The organism is Allobosea sp. TAF32 (assembly GCF_052113585.1).
Classification (GTDB): Bacteria; Pseudomonadota; Alphaproteobacteria; order Rhizobiales; family Beijerinckiaceae; genus Allobosea.
The window spans coordinates 265,079-281,507 of the sequence record NZ_JBFRDM010000009.1; the positions used below are offsets into that span (position 1 = coordinate 265,079).

At 64.4% G+C, this 16,429-nt stretch carries 18 protein-coding genes and 1 tRNA gene; 12 read left to right on the forward strand and 7 right to left on the reverse strand.

The annotated features are described in order from the left end of the window. Positions 1–6 precede the first annotated feature (6 nt). The 5 genes from aroQ (AB4Z16_RS21115) to AB4Z16_RS21135 form a co-directional block, all read right to left on the reverse strand. Positions 7–456, reverse strand: coding sequence for a type II 3-dehydroquinate dehydratase (aroQ, locus tag AB4Z16_RS21115; RefSeq protein WP_441513313.1), 450 nt, complete (start codon positions 454–456; stop codon positions 7–9). 28 nt (positions 457–484) lie between these two features. After that, the gene (locus AB4Z16_RS21120) at positions 485–1,216 is read right to left on the reverse strand and encodes an amino acid ABC transporter ATP-binding protein (protein ID WP_441513515.1); all 732 of its coding nucleotides are present in this window, start codon (positions 1,214–1,216) and stop codon (positions 485–487) included. Between the two features lie 168 nt (positions 1,217–1,384). Beyond that, the gene (locus AB4Z16_RS21125) at positions 1,385–2,218 is read right to left on the reverse strand and encodes a transporter substrate-binding domain-containing protein (RefSeq protein WP_441513314.1); all 834 of its coding nucleotides are present in this window, start codon (positions 2,216–2,218) and stop codon (positions 1,385–1,387) included. A 51-nt stretch (positions 2,219–2,269) separates the two neighbouring features. Beyond that, entirely contained in the window at positions 2,270–2,911 is a 642-nt protein-coding gene (locus AB4Z16_RS21130) for an amino acid ABC transporter permease (RefSeq protein ID WP_441513315.1), read from the reverse strand. A gap of 7 nt (positions 2,912–2,918) precedes the next feature. Next, positions 2,919–3,587 (reverse strand): amino acid ABC transporter permease, encoded by a 669-nt coding sequence (locus tag AB4Z16_RS21135; RefSeq protein ID WP_441513316.1) that lies wholly within the window; start codon positions 3,585–3,587, stop codon positions 2,919–2,921. Positions 3,588–3,813: 226 nt separating this feature from the next. Between AB4Z16_RS21135 and AB4Z16_RS21140 the strand changes: the two genes are divergently transcribed. Beyond that, positions 3,814–4,479, forward strand: coding sequence for a TetR/AcrR family transcriptional regulator (locus tag AB4Z16_RS21140; protein WP_441513317.1), 666 nt, complete (start codon positions 3,814–3,816; stop codon positions 4,477–4,479). Between the two features lie 50 nt (positions 4,480–4,529). Here the strand turns inward: AB4Z16_RS21140 and aroQ (AB4Z16_RS21145) are convergent, their stop codons facing one another. Next, on the reverse strand, positions 4,530–4,997 hold the full coding sequence (gene aroQ / locus AB4Z16_RS21145; protein WP_441513318.1) for a type II 3-dehydroquinate dehydratase: 468 nt from the start codon (positions 4,995–4,997) through the stop codon (positions 4,530–4,532). Positions 4,998–5,191: 194 nt separating this feature from the next. On the opposite strand from aroQ (AB4Z16_RS21145), the gene AB4Z16_RS21150 reads away from it, so the two are divergent. Continuing rightward, complete coding sequence (locus AB4Z16_RS21150) at positions 5,192–5,884, forward strand: GntR family transcriptional regulator (RefSeq protein ID WP_441513319.1); 693 nt, start codon at positions 5,192–5,194, stop codon at positions 5,882–5,884. Between the two features lie 47 nt (positions 5,885–5,931). Here the strand turns inward: AB4Z16_RS21150 and AB4Z16_RS21155 are convergent, their stop codons facing one another. Next, complete coding sequence (locus AB4Z16_RS21155) at positions 5,932–7,719, reverse strand: peptide ABC transporter substrate-binding protein (protein ID WP_441513320.1); 1,788 nt, start codon at positions 7,717–7,719, stop codon at positions 5,932–5,934. Between the two features lie 232 nt (positions 7,720–7,951). Between AB4Z16_RS21155 and AB4Z16_RS21160 the strand changes: the two genes are divergently transcribed. The 10 genes from AB4Z16_RS21160 to AB4Z16_RS21205 all read left to right on the forward strand — a co-directional run bounded on the left by AB4Z16_RS21160 (position 7,952) and on the right by AB4Z16_RS21205 (position 16,394). Further along, positions 7,952–8,026, forward strand: a tRNA-Lys gene (locus tag AB4Z16_RS21160). A gap of 69 nt (positions 8,027–8,095) precedes the next feature. After that, complete coding sequence (locus AB4Z16_RS21165) at positions 8,096–8,407, forward strand: FtsB family cell division protein (RefSeq protein WP_441471074.1); 312 nt, start codon at positions 8,096–8,098, stop codon at positions 8,405–8,407. A 176-nt stretch (positions 8,408–8,583) separates the two neighbouring features. Continuing rightward, a complete protein-coding gene (gene pdhA / locus AB4Z16_RS21170) occupies positions 8,584–9,672 on the forward strand; it encodes a pyruvate dehydrogenase (acetyl-transferring) E1 component subunit alpha (RefSeq protein ID WP_441513321.1) in 1,089 nt (362 codons plus the stop codon). Between the two features lie 61 nt (positions 9,673–9,733). Beyond that, positions 9,734–11,134, forward strand: coding sequence for a pyruvate dehydrogenase complex E1 component subunit beta (locus tag AB4Z16_RS21175; protein WP_441513322.1), 1,401 nt, complete (start codon positions 9,734–9,736; stop codon positions 11,132–11,134). 14 nt (positions 11,135–11,148) lie between these two features. Further along, positions 11,149–12,504 carry a pyruvate dehydrogenase complex dihydrolipoamide acetyltransferase gene (locus tag AB4Z16_RS21180; RefSeq protein ID WP_441513323.1) on the forward strand — a complete coding sequence of 452 codons (1,356 nt, stop codon included), beginning with the start codon at positions 11,149–11,151 and terminating at the stop codon, positions 12,502–12,504. 18 nt (positions 12,505–12,522) lie between these two features. Next, on the forward strand, positions 12,523–13,962 hold the full coding sequence (gene lpdA / locus AB4Z16_RS21185) for a dihydrolipoyl dehydrogenase (protein ID WP_441513324.1): 1,440 nt from the start codon (positions 12,523–12,525) through the stop codon (positions 13,960–13,962). A 103-nt stretch (positions 13,963–14,065) separates the two neighbouring features. Continuing rightward, positions 14,066–14,452, forward strand: coding sequence for a GlsB/YeaQ/YmgE family stress response membrane protein (locus AB4Z16_RS21190; protein ID WP_441513325.1), 387 nt, complete (start codon positions 14,066–14,068; stop codon positions 14,450–14,452). 65 nt (positions 14,453–14,517) lie between these two features. Then, entirely contained in the window at positions 14,518–14,796 is a 279-nt protein-coding gene (locus tag AB4Z16_RS21195) for a GlsB/YeaQ/YmgE family stress response membrane protein (RefSeq protein WP_441513326.1), read from the forward strand. 102 nt (positions 14,797–14,898) lie between these two features. Next, entirely contained in the window at positions 14,899–15,906 is a 1,008-nt protein-coding gene (lipA, locus tag AB4Z16_RS21200) for a lipoyl synthase (protein WP_441513327.1), read from the forward strand. A gap of 11 nt (positions 15,907–15,917) precedes the next feature. Continuing rightward, positions 15,918–16,394, forward strand: coding sequence for a type II toxin-antitoxin system RatA family toxin (locus AB4Z16_RS21205; RefSeq protein WP_441513328.1), 477 nt, complete (start codon positions 15,918–15,920; stop codon positions 16,392–16,394). Positions 16,395–16,429 lie beyond the last annotated feature (35 nt).

Here is a 16,429-nt window from a genome sequence, read left to right on the forward strand (position 1 = left end):
CGATCCTCAAGCGGCCTTGTCGTCGATCAGCTTGGCGATGCGCCGCAGCCCGAGCTGATAGCCCTGCGTGCCGAAGCCGGCGATGACGCCGTCTGAGCGCAGCGAGACATAAGAATGGTGGCGGAAGGCCTCGCGCTTATGCACCTGCGAGATATGGCACTCGATCACCGGCCCCTCGAAGGTGTTGAGCGCATCGAGCAGCGCGACCGAGGTATGGGTGAAGGCGGCGGGGTTGATGACGATGCCGGCGCCGTCCTCGCGCGCCTCATGGATCCAGTCGATCAGCTCGTATTCGCGGTTGGACTGATGGAAGCGCAGTTCCAGCTTCAGCTCCTCGGCCAGCATCCGGCAATCGCGTTCGACATCGGCCAGGGTCTCGTGACCGTAGATATGCGGCTGGCGTTTGCCTAGCAGGTTCAGGTTCGGGCCGTTCAGGACGTAGACGAGGCGGGACATGGTTGCGTTCCGTTGCAGGCGTTTGGGTTCAGTGCTTGTGGAGGATTTCGCCGAGAAACTTCCGGGTCCGCTCCTGGCGCGGGTTATGGAAGAACTCCTCGGGCGGCGCCTCCTCGACGATGGCACCGTTTGCCATGAAGATAACGCGGTTCGCCACCTGCCGGGCGAAGCCCATCTCATGTGTGACGCAGATCATGGTCATGCCTTCGTCGGCGAGCGCGATCATGGTGTCGAGCACCTCCTTGACCATCTCCGGGTCGAGGGCCGAAGTCGGCTCGTCGAACAGCATGACCTTGGGCTTCATGCAGAGCGCGCGCGCGATCGCGACGCGCTGCTGCTGGCCGCCAGAGAGCTGGGCGGGATATTTCTCGGCCTGTTCGAGAATCTTGACCCGGCCGAGCAGCTTGCGGGCGGTGGCCTCGGCTTCCGCCTTGCTCGCGCCGAGCGAGCGCATCGGCGCCAGCATGCAGTTCTGCAGCACGCTCATATGCGGGAACAGGTTGAAGTGCTGGAAGACCATGCCGACCTCGCGGCGCACCGCATCGATGGTCTTCGCGTTGTCGTCGACCTTGGTGCCGCTGACCCGGATCTCACCCTTCTGGTACGCTTCCAGATGGTTGATGCAGCGGATCAGCGTCGACTTGCCGGAGCCTGAAGGCCCGCACAGGACGATGCGCTCGCCCTTGCGGACTTCGAGGTTGATGTCGGTCAGGGCCAGAAAGTCGCCATACCATTTCTCGACATGCGTCATGGCGATCATGGCATCCGCCGCAGCGGCGCTCTTGAGGACTGGCTGGTTCATGGTCCGGGCTCCGGTCCCCAAGCATTTTTGCGCGAAGTGAACGCCGGTTCGCGCGAGGAAATGCGATCAAACAAGGAGTTGGAGCATCTCCGCGCTTCAGAGCAGCGCTGAGATGCTCCGGAGCGCTCAGCTCGCGGTGAAGGTGATGCCTTCGAGGCTGTCCGGGAACTTGTGCACCGGCACCTTCATCCACTTGTCGTAGACCTTCTGCAGCTCACCATTCGCCTTGATCTTGTCGATGAAGGTGTTGAGCGCCGCGTTGATCTCCTTCTCGCCGAGGCGGGTGCAGGCGCCGTTGTAGAGGTTCTGGAACTCCAGCTTGTTCTCGAACTCGCCGGGGCGACCCTGCTCGACGCGCTGCATGTAGAAGATGTTGCCGCCGAGCGCCTGGACCTGGCCGGAGACCAGCGCCTGGATCGAGGGCGCGTCGCCGTCATAGCGACGGATCGTCGTGCCGGCCGGCGCGTTCTTGGTCACCTGCGTGTCCTGCGCCGCACCCTTGGCGACGCCGATCGTATAGCGCGCCATATCCTCGTTGGTGGTGATCTTGTCCTTCTTGGGACCGATCAGCACGATGGTGTTGGCGACATAGGGCTTCGAGAACTGCACGGCCTTGGCGCGCTCCGGCAGCATCGCCATCGTGGCGAAGAGCACGTCGACGCGGCCGGTGGTCAGCGCCGGGATGCGGTTGTTGACCTCGAGCGGCACGAACTCGACCTGCACGCCGAGCTCCTTGGCGAAGAGCGTGGCGATGTCGGCGTCGAGGCCATCCTGCTTGCCGGCGCTGGTCACGAAACCCCATGGCGGGTTATCGCCCTGGATGCCGACCACGATCTTGCCCTTGGCCTTGATCTCGGCCGGGGTGATCGCCTGCGCCGGGCTGCCGACCAGGGCGGGCAGGGCCAGCGCGGCTGCGCCGGCGATCAGCAGGCTGCGGCGGGTGGATTTCATCTTCGTCATGTTTCTCTCCCTTTATAGTTGGTGGTTGGTCTAGGCGTTGAACCGGGATGCTCAGCGCGCGGCGATGGCCATGCGCTTTTCCAGATGCGAGCCGTAGAGCGAGAGCGGCCAGCACAGCAGGAAGTAGAGGACGCCGACGATCCCGAAGACGAGGAGCGGCTGGAAGATCTGGTTGGAGACGATGTTGCCGGCCCGCGTCAGCTCGGTGAAGCCGACGATGGCGGCAAGCGAGGTGCCCTTGATCAACTGGACCAGGAAGCCGACCGTCGCGGGCAGCGAGATGCGGATCGCCTGCGGCAGGATCACGTCCCGCATCCGCGAGACATAGTGTAGGCTCAGCGCCTTGGCGGCCTCGGTCTGCCCTTTCGGGACCGCCTCGATCGAGCCGCGCCAGATCTCGCCGAGATAGGCGCTGGCATGCAGCGTGAAGCCGATCGCGACCGCGACCCAGGCATCGAGCTTCAGCCCGACCAGCGCCAGCCCGTAATAGACGACGAAGAGCTGCATCAGGAGCGGCGTACCCTGGAACAGGGCGATATAGCCGGCGGTGATCCGTTCCAGCAGCGAACGTCCGGACGTGCGCATCAGCGCGATCCCGAGCCCGGAGACCGAACCGAAGACGAAGCCGATCGCCGACAGCGCCACGGTCCATTTCAGGCCGGTGAGGAGGAAGAGGAATTCGTTCCAGCCCATCGCGCCCTCACTTCACCGGATAGCTGAAGTAGCGGGTCGAGATCGCCGAAAAGAAGCGCATCATCACCCAGGAGATCACGAGGTAGAACAGCGTGATCGTGCCGTAGACCTCGAAAGAGCGGAAACTGTCGGACTCGATCCGCTGCGCGACCGAGGTCAGCTCATAGGCGGAGATCGCCGAGGCGACCGAGGTGGTCAGCGTCAGCAGCACGAACTGGCTGGTCAGCGACGGGAAGATCGCGCGCATCGCCGGCTTGAGCACGATCAGCCGGAAGACCTGCGCCTTGTGCAGGCCAAGCGCCAGACCGGCCTCGATCTGGCCCTTGCTGATCGACTGGACGCCGCCGCGGATGATCTCGATGGCATAGGCGCCGCCATTGATGCCGAGCGCGATGATCGCCGTCGGCGTCGGGTCGAGGCGCAGGCCCGTCAGCGGCAGCGCGAAGTAGATGAAGAAGATCTGCACCAGGAAGGGCGTGTTGCGGATGATCTCGACGAAAGCCCGCACCAGAAAGCGCACGGGGGCGAAGCGGGAATCCCGCAGCACCACGCCGCCGATCCCGATCACGATGGCCAGCGCCATCCCGCTGAGCGCCAGCAGAAACGTGCCGAGGCAGCCCATCAGGAGGTCGGGCATGCCCTCGATCACGGGAGTGAAATCGAGCTTGTAATTCATGGCGCTTCCCAAAGCGGCCGACCTTCTCGAGAAAAAGGGGTCGGTCCGGGTCCCGTCTGTCTTCGCGGCCCTTCTTGCGAGGGCCTTTTCAGTCGCTCACGCAGCTTGCATGAGGCCGATGGTATGTTAATTGTACCACTTAGTTCATTTGGTCAAGCGAAATTAACCGAGCTGTCCATTTGGGTGCCGCCGAAGGTCGGCGGGGCAGCAGGGCGCCGGGTAGAACATGAGCAAGGCAGCGATCAAACCGCGGGGAACGAGCCGGAAATCGGCGTCCTGGACCCAGGACCCGGAGGGCGTGCGCCGCAGTATCCTGGAGGCGGCGCGGCTGGAATTCGTCGAGAACGGCCTGAGCGGCGCCCGCGTCGACGAGATCGCAGCCCGAACCGCCACCAGCAAACGGATGATCTACTACTATTTCGGCGACAAGGAGGGGCTCTACCGCGCTGTCCTTGAAGAGATGTATGAGCGCATCCGCAGCTTCGAGCGTGGGCTCGACCTTGCGAGCCTGGAGCCGGAAGAGGCGATCGCGCTGCTGACGGGATTCACCTTCGACTATCACGCCGAGAACCCGGATTTCGTTCGGATGGTGATGATCGAGAACATCCATCATGCCCGACACCTTGCGTCGTCCGACAGGATCTCCGCCCTCAACCTCTCGGTGATCGACATGATCCGCGAGGCCTATGAACGCGGCGTCGCGGGGGGCGTGTTCAGGCCGGGGATCGAAGCGATCGACATCCACCTGACGATCAGTGCGCTCGCCTTCTACAACGTCTCGAACCGCGCGAGCATCCGCCAGATTTTCGGCCACGACATGGGCGCGCCGGAGGCTCTGACGCGCCGCAGGGCCGCTGCGATCGATACCATGCTGCGCACGCTGCGCCGCTGAAGGCCGCCGCTCCGCATCGTCGATCCGGCTTGCGGCGATCAAAGCCATATTCAGGCCTCCACCAGCCCGGCCATCGCCTGGATGGCAAGCTCATAGCCGGCAGCGCCGAGCCCGATGATGATCCCGGTCGCCGTCCGCGATACCAGCGAATTGTGGTAGATGCTCTCGCGCGCATGGACGTTCGAGATGTGCAGCTCGATCTTCGGGCGCTCGAACATCTTCAGCGCATCGAGCAAGGCTACCGAGGTAAAGCTGTAGCCGGCCGGGTTGATGATGATGCCGCAGGCCTCCTGCCGCGCCTGCTGCACGCTTTCGACCAGCTCGCCCTCGAAATTCGTCTGGCGGAAGTCGACGGTGAAACCGAGCGTCTTCGCCTTGGCCGTGCAGCGCTCGCCGATCTCGGCCAGCGTCGTGCTGCCATAGATAGCCGGCTCGCGCTGCCCGAGCAGATTCAGATTGGGGCCGTTCAGGATGTAGATGCAGCCGCGCCCGGCTGCCGGCTTCCCGCCTGCCGACATGATGACCTCCCGAGATCCTTCGCTGCGGAGTCCACGGCTCCATCGGCTTCTTGTGGCGACCATCCTACTCGGTGCCCGATTCAAATCAACCGATAATTCGTAGATCGTCTGCTATTCCATGAATGAGCAGCTTTAACGGTTGGCGCGCTCGGCCGAAGGGCTTAATCTGCGTGATGATCAGGAAAGGGGATGTCATGGCGGAAGCGGCAGCGGATAGCGGCGGCGAGGAGATCGCCGCTCTGTCCACGGGCGAGCAGGCTTATGAGCGAATCCGGCAGGATATCGTCTTCGGGCGCCTGCAGCCCGGCCAGCGGCTGACGCTGGACAAGCTGCGTCCGGTTTATGGCGTCGGCATCAGCACGCTTCGCGAAATCCTGAATCGCCTTGCGCCGGAGGGATTTGTCGTGGCGGAAGGGCAGCGCGGCTTCCAGGTCGCGCCCTGCACGGCCAGCGAACTCCGGGAGCTCGCCGACCTCAGGCTGTTGATCGAGAGCCACGCGCTCGCGCAATCTTTCGCAGCCGGCGACATGGAATGGGAAGGGCGCGTCGTCGCGGCCCATCACAAGCTCGCCCGCATGGAGGAGCGCCTGCTGGCCGGCGACGATTCCGGCACGCAGCAGTGGAAGCGCTACGATTTCGAGTTTCATCAGGCGCTGGTCTCGGCCTGCGGCTCAAAGGTGCTGCTCGATCTTCATGCCGGGATTTATGAGCGCTATCTGCGCTACCAGATGGTGTTTTTCATCTTCTGGGGACCGACCTCGATCGGCGAGCACCGCGCGCTGCTCGATTGCGCGCTGCACCGCGATGCAGGCGAGGCGCAGCGGCTGTTGCACGGCCATATCCACGGCTGCATCGACGTGGCTCTGGAGCGGGGTTTGTTGGATTAGCGGACCGGCCCCTCAAGGGGCCGGTCCCTGTTTGAATGATGGTGCGCTCAGGTCCGATACCAGGCTGCCAGATTCCAGGTCGTGACCTCCCAGCCGGAGATATCGGCCTCCAGGTTGTTGGCCGAGGCACCGACGACCGTGCGTGAGAGGATCGGCAGCAGGATATTGGCCTCGCAGAAAATCTCGTTGACCTTGATCAGCAGCGCGGCGCGCTTGATCGGGTCGAACTCCTTCTGGGCGGCCTTGTAGGCCTTGTCGGCCTCAGGGTCCGAGTAGCGCGAGACGTTGCGGCCCAGCCACTTGTTCTCCTTGTTGGCGATCTCCCAGGAGACGAGCTGATTGAGGAAGCGCTCCGGATCGGGCTGCGGCTGCGTCGTGGTGTACATCTCCATGTCGCAATACAGCTTGGTGTAGGTATCCGGGTTGGCCACGTCGGAAGAGAAATAGACCGACGCCGTGACCGACTTGAGCTCGAGGTCGATGCCGACGCGCTGGCAGGCCTGCTTGATGATGGCCTGGGTCTTCTGGCGCGGGGCGTTGATCGAGGTCTGGAAGACGTATTTGAGCTTCTTGCCGTCCTTTTCGCGAATGCCGTCGGCGCCCTTCTTCCAGCCGGCGTCGTCGAGGATCTTGTTGGCCTTGTCGATGTTGAATTCGTATTTGAGCTTGGGCGACTTGAACTGTTTGGGCTCGTTGACGAAGCTCGCCGTCGCGGTGCCACCGCGGCCATAGATGAACTTCTGGATCGAATCGCGGTCGATCAGCAGGTTGATCGCCTCGCGCACTTTCGGATCCGACAGCGTCGGATGCTTGGTCTTGACGCTGGAGCGCTCGCCGTCGACCTCGGTCCACGGATCGGTCGTGTTCAGGATGATGAACTCGATGTCGCCGCCGGGAACCGCCACCACCTTGCCGCGACCGCCGGTCTCCATGCGCTTGAGGATCTCGTCCTCGACCTGCATGTTCCAGGCGTAGTCGTATTCGCCGGTCTGGAGCACGGCACGCGCCGCCGAAACCGCGTCACCACCGCCCTTGGCTTCGAGCGTATCGAAATGCGGCTGGTTCTTGACGTGGTAGTCCTCATTGCGGGTGCCGGTGAGGATGTCGCCGGGCTTGAAGTCGACGAATTTGTAGGGGCCGGTGCCGACGGGCTTCAGGTTGCCGGGCGCCTCGCGCGACTTGGCACCTTTGTAGTCGCCGAAATGGTGCTTCGGGATGATCATGCCGGCGACGCCGACGAAGGGATCGGCCCAGAACGGCGTCGGGTCCTTGAAGATCACCTTGACGGTGTGATCGTTGATCTTCTCGACCTTGATGTTGGTGTAGGAGCCGGTGGTGTAGGCGGCGGTCGCCGGATCGGCGGCATATTCCCAGGTGAAGACGACGTCGTCGGCGGTGAACGGCTTGCCGTCATGCCACTTCACGCCCTGCTTCAACTTCCAGATGACCTCCTTCCCGTCGGCGGAGAGGCCGCCATTGGCCTTGCTCGGAATCTCCGCGGCAAGCTGCGGGAAGAGGTTGCCTTCCTTGTCCCAGCCGGCGAGCGGCTCGAAGAAGATGCGCGAGGCGATCTGGTCCTTGGTGCCCGAGGCGAAATGCGGGTTGAGCAGGGTCGGCGCCTGCCAGAGCAGGATCTTCAGCGCCCCGCCGCCGCCGGCCTTGGTCGGCTTGTATTGCAGCGCGGCGTTTGCCATTGCCACATCGTTCCATGCCAGGATCTGGCTCGCGATCGGAGCTGTGATGCCCACTGCCGCCATCCTCTGGATGAAGGATCGTCGCGACAGCGCGCCAACCTTCACATCCGCGACGAGGCCGCGGATTTCCCGTTCGTCCATTCTCTCTCTCCCGATATCAGTTGGAATCCCCCGGCGTTGAATCGCCGTTCGTTGTTATGGGCGCCCCCAGAATGCATGGGAGGGGAAGGGCGTCCAGAAGTTCCGATGCTGCGATGCCGCAAGAAAACGCCGGGTTTCGCCGGTTGCAGGGCTCGCGGCGCTTGAGATGGTGACGACTTCATCGAACGAGTTGACCCGGGCGGCATCGCTCCGTATGTCAGCGCCTCGGTGAGGGCGGGTAGCTCAGTGGTAGAGCACGTGACTTTTAATCATGTGGTCGTGGGTTCGATCCCCACCCCGCTCACCACAACAGCAAAAATCCCAGGCCGCGCCTTCCGTTAACTCGCCGGAAACCAAGTTTTCCTAGCGTGGCGCCATGGTTATCCGCCGCGGCCTCCGCTCGATCTTCGTGACATTGGCGCTCTATCTCGTCTCGGGAGCAGCCGTGGCCTATTTCATGTTCCATGCGCAGCATGGCGCGCGCGGCCTCGAGGCACGCGGCGCCGTCCGTGAGTCGCTGCGCGATATGGAAGCGGAACTCGCCGGACTTGTCGCCGAGCGCAAATCCTGGGAACATCGTCTCTCGCTGGTGCGCGACGAAGCTGTCGATCGCGATCTGCTGGAAGAGAACGCGCGCGCCATTCTCGGTCGTACGCATAAGAATGACGTTGTCATCATGGGCCGCTGAGGGCTCTGACGGTACGGCATTTAGTCCCGGACGTATCGATTAACTGAAATCAGGTTACGGGAAGTCTATCTCGATTTTTCAACAGCTTAGCTAATGCTGCATTGCGAGATAGCGTGCTCGCCAAGATTTTTGCGATCCTCTAAAACAAAAGTCGAAAGACCTTGGAGGACCGCCTGATGGCTGTTGCTGCGCGTAAGTCGAAAGCTCCCGCTCAACCGAAAGCCGCCGCGAAGGCGCGGGGCGCCAAGGAGGGGGCTGGAAAGACCTCCGCCGCGCTCAGCAACACGCCGAGCTTCACCAAGGAAGAAGATCTCCACGCTTATCACGAAATGCTGCTGATCCGGCGCTTCGAGGAGAAGGCCGGCCAGATGTACGGCATGGGCCTGATCGGCGGCTTCTGCCACCTCTATATCGGCCAGGAAGCCGTGGTCATCGGCATGCAGATGGCCTCCAAGGACGGCGATCAGGTCATCACCGGCTATCGCGACCACGGCCACATGCTGGCCTGCGGCATGGAATCGCGCGGCGTGATGGCTGAGCTGACCGGCCGGCGCGGCGGCTATTCGCGCGGCAAGGGCGGCTCGATGCACATGTTCAGCCGCGAGAAGAACTTCTATGGCGGCCACGGCATCGTCGGCGCGCAGGTATCGCTCGGCACGGGCCTGGCCTTCGCCGACTGGTATCGCGGCGACAACACGGTCTCGATGACCTATTTCGGCGACGGCGCCGCCAATCAGGGCCAGGTCTACGAGAGCTTCAACATGGCCGAGCTCTGGAAGCTGCCGGTCGTGTTCGTCATCGAGAACAACCGTTACGCCATGGGCACCGCGGTCAGCAGGGCTTCGGCGCAGACCGACTTCTCCCGCCGCGGTGTTTCGTTCAACATCCCCGGTGAACAGGTCGACGGCATGGATGTTCGCGCCGTCCGCGACGCCGGCCTGCGTGCGGTCGAGCACGCCCGCTCCGGCAAGGGGCCCTACATCCTGGAGATGCAGACCTACCGCTATCGCGGACACTCGATGTCGGACCCGGCGAAGTACCGTTCCAAGGACGAAGTTCAGCGCATGCGCGAGGAGCACGATCCGATCGAGCAGGTCCGCGCCCGCCTGATCCGCGACTTCAAGATCGGCGAGGACGAGCTCAAGGCGATCGACGCCAAGGTGCGCGAGGTCGTCAACGACGCGGCCGAGTTCGCCACGCATGACCCCGAGCCCGATCCGTCCGAGCTCTACACCGACATCCTGCTGGAGCCGGCGCAGGGCTGAAAGCCCGGCGCCTCTGGCCCGCTCACCGTCTTTCCCCGCGTCTTAGATTCCGGGTGCGTTCATGCCGATCGACATTCTCATGCCTGCCCTTTCTCCCACCATGGAGGAAGGAAAACTGGCCAAGTGGCTGAAAAAAGAGGGCGATCAGGTCAAGGCCGGCGACATCATCGCCGAGATCGAGACCGACAAGGCGACCATGGAGGTCGAGGCGGTCGACGAGGGCATTCTCGCCAAGATCCTCGTCGGCGACGGCACCGAGAATGTCGCGGTCAACACGCGGATCGGCGTGATCGCGGCTGACGGCGAGGACGTCAGCGCCGCAGCGAGCGACAGTGCCACGACGGCCACGCCCCAGCCCAAGGCCGAGGCAGCGCCTGTCGCGGCGAAGGCCGAAGAGGCGCCGGCTGCCAGTGCGCCGCAGAGCGTGCCGGCCCAGGCCAAGGCCTATGACGCCTCTTCCGAATTCCCGGCGGGCGCCGAGATCGTCAGCCAGACGGTCCGCGAGGCGCTGCGCGACGCCATGGCCGAGGAGATGCGCCGCGACGGCGATGTCTTCGTCATGGGCGAAGAGGTCGCGGAGTATCAGGGCGCCTACAAGGTCACGCAGGGCCTGCTGCAGGAGTTCGGCGCCAAGCGCGTCATCGATACCCCGATCACCGAGCACGGCTTTGCCGGCATCGGCGTCGGCGCGGCGCTCTCCGGCCTCAGGCCGATCGTCGAGTTCATGACCTTCAACTTCGCCATGCAGGCGATCGACCACATCATCAATTCCGCCGCCAAGACGCTCTACATGTCCGGCGGCCAGATGGGCTGCCCGATCGTCTTCCGCGGGCCGAACGGCGCGGCCGCCCGCGTCGGCGCCCAGCACAGCCATGACTACGCCGCCTGGTATTCGAACGTGCCCGGCCTCAAGGTTGTCGTGCCCTACAGCGCCTCCGACGCGAAGGGCCTGCTGAAGAGCGCGATCCGCGATCCGAACCCGGTGATCTTCCTCGAAAACGAGATCATGTACGGCAAGTCCTTCGATGTGCCGAAGGGCGACGACTTCCTGATCCCAATCGGCAAGGCCAAGGTCGTCCGCCCCGGCACGGACGTGACCATCGTCTCCTTCGGCATCGGCATGACCTATGCGCTCGGCGCGGCCGAGGCGCTGGCGAAGGAAGGCATCGAGGCCGAGGTCATCGACCTCAGGACCATCCGCCCGATGGACATCGAGACCGTCGTCGCCTCCGTGCAGAAGACCAATCGCTGCGTCGCGGTGGAGGAGGGCTTCCCGCAGTCCGGCGTCACCGCCGAGATCGGCATGAAGATCATGGAGGCGGCGTTCGACTATCTCGACGCCCCCATGGCCCGCGTCACCGGCAAGGACGTGCCGATGCCTTACGCGGCGAATCTCGAGAAGCTCGCCTTGCCGAATGTCGGCGACGTCATCGCGGCGGCCAAGGCCGTCTGCTATCGCTGAGAGGGGGCTGACCGATGCCGACAAACATCCTGATGCCCGCCCTCTCTCCGACGATGGAAAAGGGCAATCTCGCCAAGTGGCTGAAGAAGGAGGGCGATACCATCAAGTCCGGCGATATCATCGCCGAGATCGAGACCGACAAGGCGACCATGGAGGTCGAGGCGGTCGATGAGGGTATCCTCGCCAAGATCGTGGTGCCGGAAGGCACGGCGGATGTCGCCGTCAACGAAGTGATCGGCGTGATCGCAGGCGAAGGCGAGGATGCCAAGAGCATCTCCGCCCCCGCGGCTGGCGGCGCTGCGCCTGCCAAGGCCGAGGCTCCGAAGGCTGAAGCGCCAAAGGCAGAGGCTCCGGCTCCCGCGGCAGCTCCGGCCGCCCCGGCTGCTTCCGCTCCCGTCACAGCCCCGGCCAAGCTTAATGGCAGCCGGCCCTTCGCCTCGCCCTTGGCGCGGCGCATCGCCAAGGATGCCGGGCTGGATCTTGCCGCCATCGCCGGCTCCGGCCCGCATGGCCGCATCGTCGAGAAGGACGTCGAGGCTGCCAAGAAGGGCGGCGGCGCCAAGGCCGCTCCCGCTGCGGCTCCCGCCGGTGCTCCGGCTGCCAAGCCTGCCGCCGCGCCGCTCGCGGCCGGCCCCTCCGACGAGGCGGTCAAGAAGCTGTTCGCGCCGGGCTCCTATGAGGAGATCCCGCATGACGGCATGCGCAAGACCATCGCGCGCCGCCTGACAGAGGCCAAGCAGACTGTCCCGCATTTCTACGTCACGGTCGATTGCGAACTCGACGCGCTGCTGAAGCTGCGCGCGGAGCTGAACGCCGCCGCGCCCGAGAAGGACGGCAAGCCGGCCTACAAGCTCTCGGTCAACGACATGGTGATCAAGGCGCTGGCGTTGGCGCTCAAGGCCGTTCCGGATGCGAACGTGTCCTGGACCGACAACACCATGCTCAAGCACAAGCACGCCGATGTGGGCGTCGCGGTCTCGATTCCGGGCGGCCTGATCACGCCGATCATCCGCGATGCCTGCCACAAGACGCTGTCGCAGATCTCCAACGAGATGAAGGACATGGCTGCTCGCGCCAAGGCCCGCAAGCTCAAGCCCGAGGAGTACCAGGGCGGCACGACGGCAGTGTCCAATCTCGGCATGTTCGGGGTCAAGGACTTCGCGGCCATCGTCAATCCGCCGCATGCGACGATCCTGGCGGTCGGCGCCGGCGAGCAGCGGGCTATCGTCCGAAAGGGCGAGCTCGCGGTTGCGACGGTGATGTCGGTGACGCTCTCGACCGACCACCGCGCCGTCGACGGTGCGCTCGGCGCCGAGCTACTGCAAGCGTTCAAGGGCTATATCGAGAAGCCCATGGCGATGCTGGTCTGAGGCGGCGGGAGAAACACCATGGCTGACTACGACATCATCGTCATCGGTTCCGGCCCCGGCGGCTATATCGCCGCCATCCGGGCCGCCCAGCTCGGCTTCAGAACCGCGATCGTCGAGCGCGAGCATCTCGCCGGGATCTGCTCGAATTGGGGCTGCATCCCGACCAAGGCGCTGCTGCGCTCGGCCGAGATCCTGCACTATGGCGAGCACGCCAAGGATTACGGGCTGGTTCTGGAAGGCTCGTTCAAGGCCGATCTCGACGCCGTGGTGAAGCGCTCGCGCGGCATCGCTGTCAGGATGAACAACGGCGTCCAGTTCCTGATGAAGAAGAACAAGGTCGACGTGATCTGGGGCGAGGCCAAGCTGACCAAGCCCGGCACGATCACTGTTGCGCCGACAAGCAAGCCGGCGATGCAGCCGCAGGGCCCGGTGCCGAAGAACGCCAAGGGTGAGGGCACCTATACCGCCGACCACATCATCGTCGCGACCGGCGCCCGGCCGCGCGCGCTGCCGGGCCTTGAGCCCGACGGCAAGCTGATCTGGACCTATTTCGAGTCGATGGTGCCGGCGAAGATGCCGAAATCGCTGCTCGTGATGGGCTCCGGCGCCATCGGCATCGAGTTCGCCTCCTTCTACCGGACGATGGGCGTCGACGTGACCGTGGTCGAGGTGCTGCCGCAGGTCGTTCCCGTGGAAGATGCCGAGATCGGCGCCTTCGCGCGAAAAGCCTTCGAGAAGCAGGGCATGAAGATCATCACCAGCGCCAAGGTCACGAAGGTCGAGATATCGGCGGACTCCGTTACCGCCCATATCGAGGACGAGAAGGGCGGCAAGCAGACGATCACCGCCGACCGCATGATCTCGGCCGTCGGCGTCGTCGGCAATATCGAGAATATCGGGCTGGAAGCGCTGGGCGTGAAGACCGATCGCGGCTGCATCGTCATCGACGATTTCTGCCGCACCAACGTCAAGGGCATCTACGCCATCGGCGACGTCGCGGGGCCGCCGATGCTGGCTCACAAGGCCGAGCATGAGGCGGTGATCTGCGTCGAGGCGATCAAGGGCTTGCATCCGCATCCGATGGACAAGTTGATGATCCCGGGCTGCACCTATTGCCACCCGCAGATCGCCAGCGTCGGCCTGACCGAGGCCAAGGCCAAGGACGCCGGCTACGAGATCAAGGTCGGCCGCTTCAACTTTGTCGCCAACGGCAAGGCCGTGGCGCTCGGCGAGGACAGCGGCCTGGCCAAGACGATCTTCGACGCCAAGACCGGCAAGCTGCTCGGCGCCCATCTGGTCGGTCCCGAGGTCACCGAGCTGATCCAGGGCTTCGTCGTCGCGATGAACCTCGAGACGACCGAGGAAGAGCTGATGCACACCATCTTCCCGCATCCGACCCTGTCGGAGGTGATGAAGGAAAGCGTGCTCGACGCCTACGGCAAGGTGCTGAACGCCTGAGCCGGGATCTCGTCATGCTCGGGCTCGACCCGAGCATCTCGTGATGGCCCGGGAGCCTCGTCCTGCAAGAGCTTCTCGGGTCGCCGCTTCGCGCCGCCCGAGAATGACGCTTCGACTTGGCGGCGGCCTGCCTGCGCTCCATATTGGTGCCATGCCGCCACGCACCCGCAAACCGCCCAAACCCGACCGCGTCGTTCGCGACGAAGAGGTCGAGGTTCTGCCGCCGCGCCGGACGCTGCCGCTCGACTGGAGCGTCGTGTTGCCGACCGTGGCGTTCGGGACCGTCACGGGCTTCGTCGCCAGCCTCGTGGTTGGTGGTGGCGGGTTGATCCGTCATTCCGTGGTCGGCGTGCTCGGCATGCTGGTTGGGCAGGGCATCGTGCGGTTGACCGGGTGGCGGCTGAATACCGGCTATGGCTTTCTCGACGATGCCGGAATGGCAGTGCTGGGCGCGATCCTCGTCATCCTGCTGGCGCGCTTCATCGCCTGACAGGAACCGCGGGCCGTCATTGTTGTCTGGACGCGCATTTGCGCATGGCTAGGGGGACTTCTTCGATGGAAAGCTTTGCCGCCACCATGGCCCAGCCGGGCTACGGCTTTTTCATGACGCTGCTGATCGGCGTGCTCGCCGGCTGGATCGCCGAGCGCCTGACCTCGTCCGATCACGGCCTTTTCACCAACATGCTCGTCGGCGTCGCCGGGTCCTTCGTTGGCACGCGAGTGGCGGAGCTGCTCGCGATCCCGGTCTTCGGCTTCTGGCGCACGCTGACCGCGGCCATCGCCGGCGCCGTCATCATCATCGCGATCTGGAATGCGGCGCGCAGCCGCAACTGACGCCCCCCGCGCGCGGCCCGGCAGTTGCGGGAGCGCGCTTTGGGGATTAGCTAGGAGGGAGCCGGGAGTGCCGGCTCCTGCTTTTGAAGCCCGGACCTCGATATGGCGCTTGTTCTCGACCTGCTGAACCGCGATCCGCGGCCCAATGCCGGCAATCCGAAGGCGCAGCCGGCCCAGCCCGCAGGCGAGGTGCGCCATCCCGAGAAGCAGAAGCGTCCCGAAAACCCGGTCCTGCGCAAGCCGGACTGGATCCGCGTCAAGGCTCCGGGCTCGCCCAAATGGGCCGAGACCAAGGCGATCGTGAAGGCCGAGAAGCTGGTCACGGTCTGCGAGGAGGCCGGCTGCCCCAATATCGGCGAGTGCTGGGAGAAGAAGCACGCCACCTTCATGATCATGGGCGACACCTGCACGCGCGCCTGTGCCTTCTGCAACGTCAAGACCGGCGTGCCGCAGCCGCTCGATCTGGAGGAGCCGCGCAAGGTGGCCGATGCCGTCGCCAAGCTCGGCCTCGAGCATGTCGTCATCACCTCGGTCGATCGCGACGATCTCAAGGACGGGGGCGCCGAGCACTTCGCCAACGTCATCCGCGCGATCCGCAAAGCGTCGCCCGGCACCACGATCGAGATCCTGACGCCCGATTTCCTGCGCAAGCCGGGCGCGCTTGAGGTGGTGGTCGCGGCCAGGCCCGATGTCTTCAACCACAATCTCGAGACGGTTCCGGGCAGATATCTCAAGGTGCGCCCCGGCGCGCGCTACTTCCATTCGCTGCGGCTGCTGCAGCGGGTGAAGGAGCTCGACCCCTCGATCTTCACCAAATCCGGCATCATGGTCGGCCTCGGCGAGGAGCGGAACGAGGTTCTCCAACTGATGGACGACCTGCGGTCCGCCGATGTCGACTTCATGACCATCGGCCAGTACCTCGCGCCGTCGCGCAAGCACCACGCCGTGATCCGCTTCGTCACCCCCGACGAGTTCAAGAGCTTCGAGACCATCGCCTATGCCAAGGGCTTCCTGATGGTGTCCTCGACGCCGCTGACCCGCTCCTCGCACCATGCCGGCGAGGATTTCGCGCGGCTGCGTGCGAACCGGGCGGCGCGGCAGGGCCAGTAGCGGCTTCCACCATGCCGATGTTCAACAGCACCCGCCGGGTGAAGCACTCACCCGAGCAGATGTTCGCGCTTGTTGCGGATATCGAGAAATATCCGCAGTTCCTGCCGCTCTGCGAGGGGCTGACGGTGCGCCGACGCACGCCGCGGGAGGGCGGCGGCGAGGTGCTTCTGGCCGACATGACCGTGGGCTACAAAGCGATCCACGAGACCTTCACCAGCCGCGTCACGCTCGATCCTGCCAACCTCAAGATCCTCGTCGAATATGTCGACGGTCCGTTTCGCCATCTGGAGAACCGCTGGAGCTTCAAGCCGCTCGATACGGGCTGCGAAATCGGCTTCTTCATCACCTATGAGTTCGCCAGCCGCATGCTCGGCCTGCTGATGGGCGCGATGTTCGACAAGGCCTTCCACAAATTCTCGGAGGCCTTCGCGCGCCGGGCGGATGCGGTCTATGGCGGAGCCGCGTCAAAGGCAGTGACAGGCAATTGATCGCGGCGCTTGGCTGACGCTCGGCCAGCGATTGA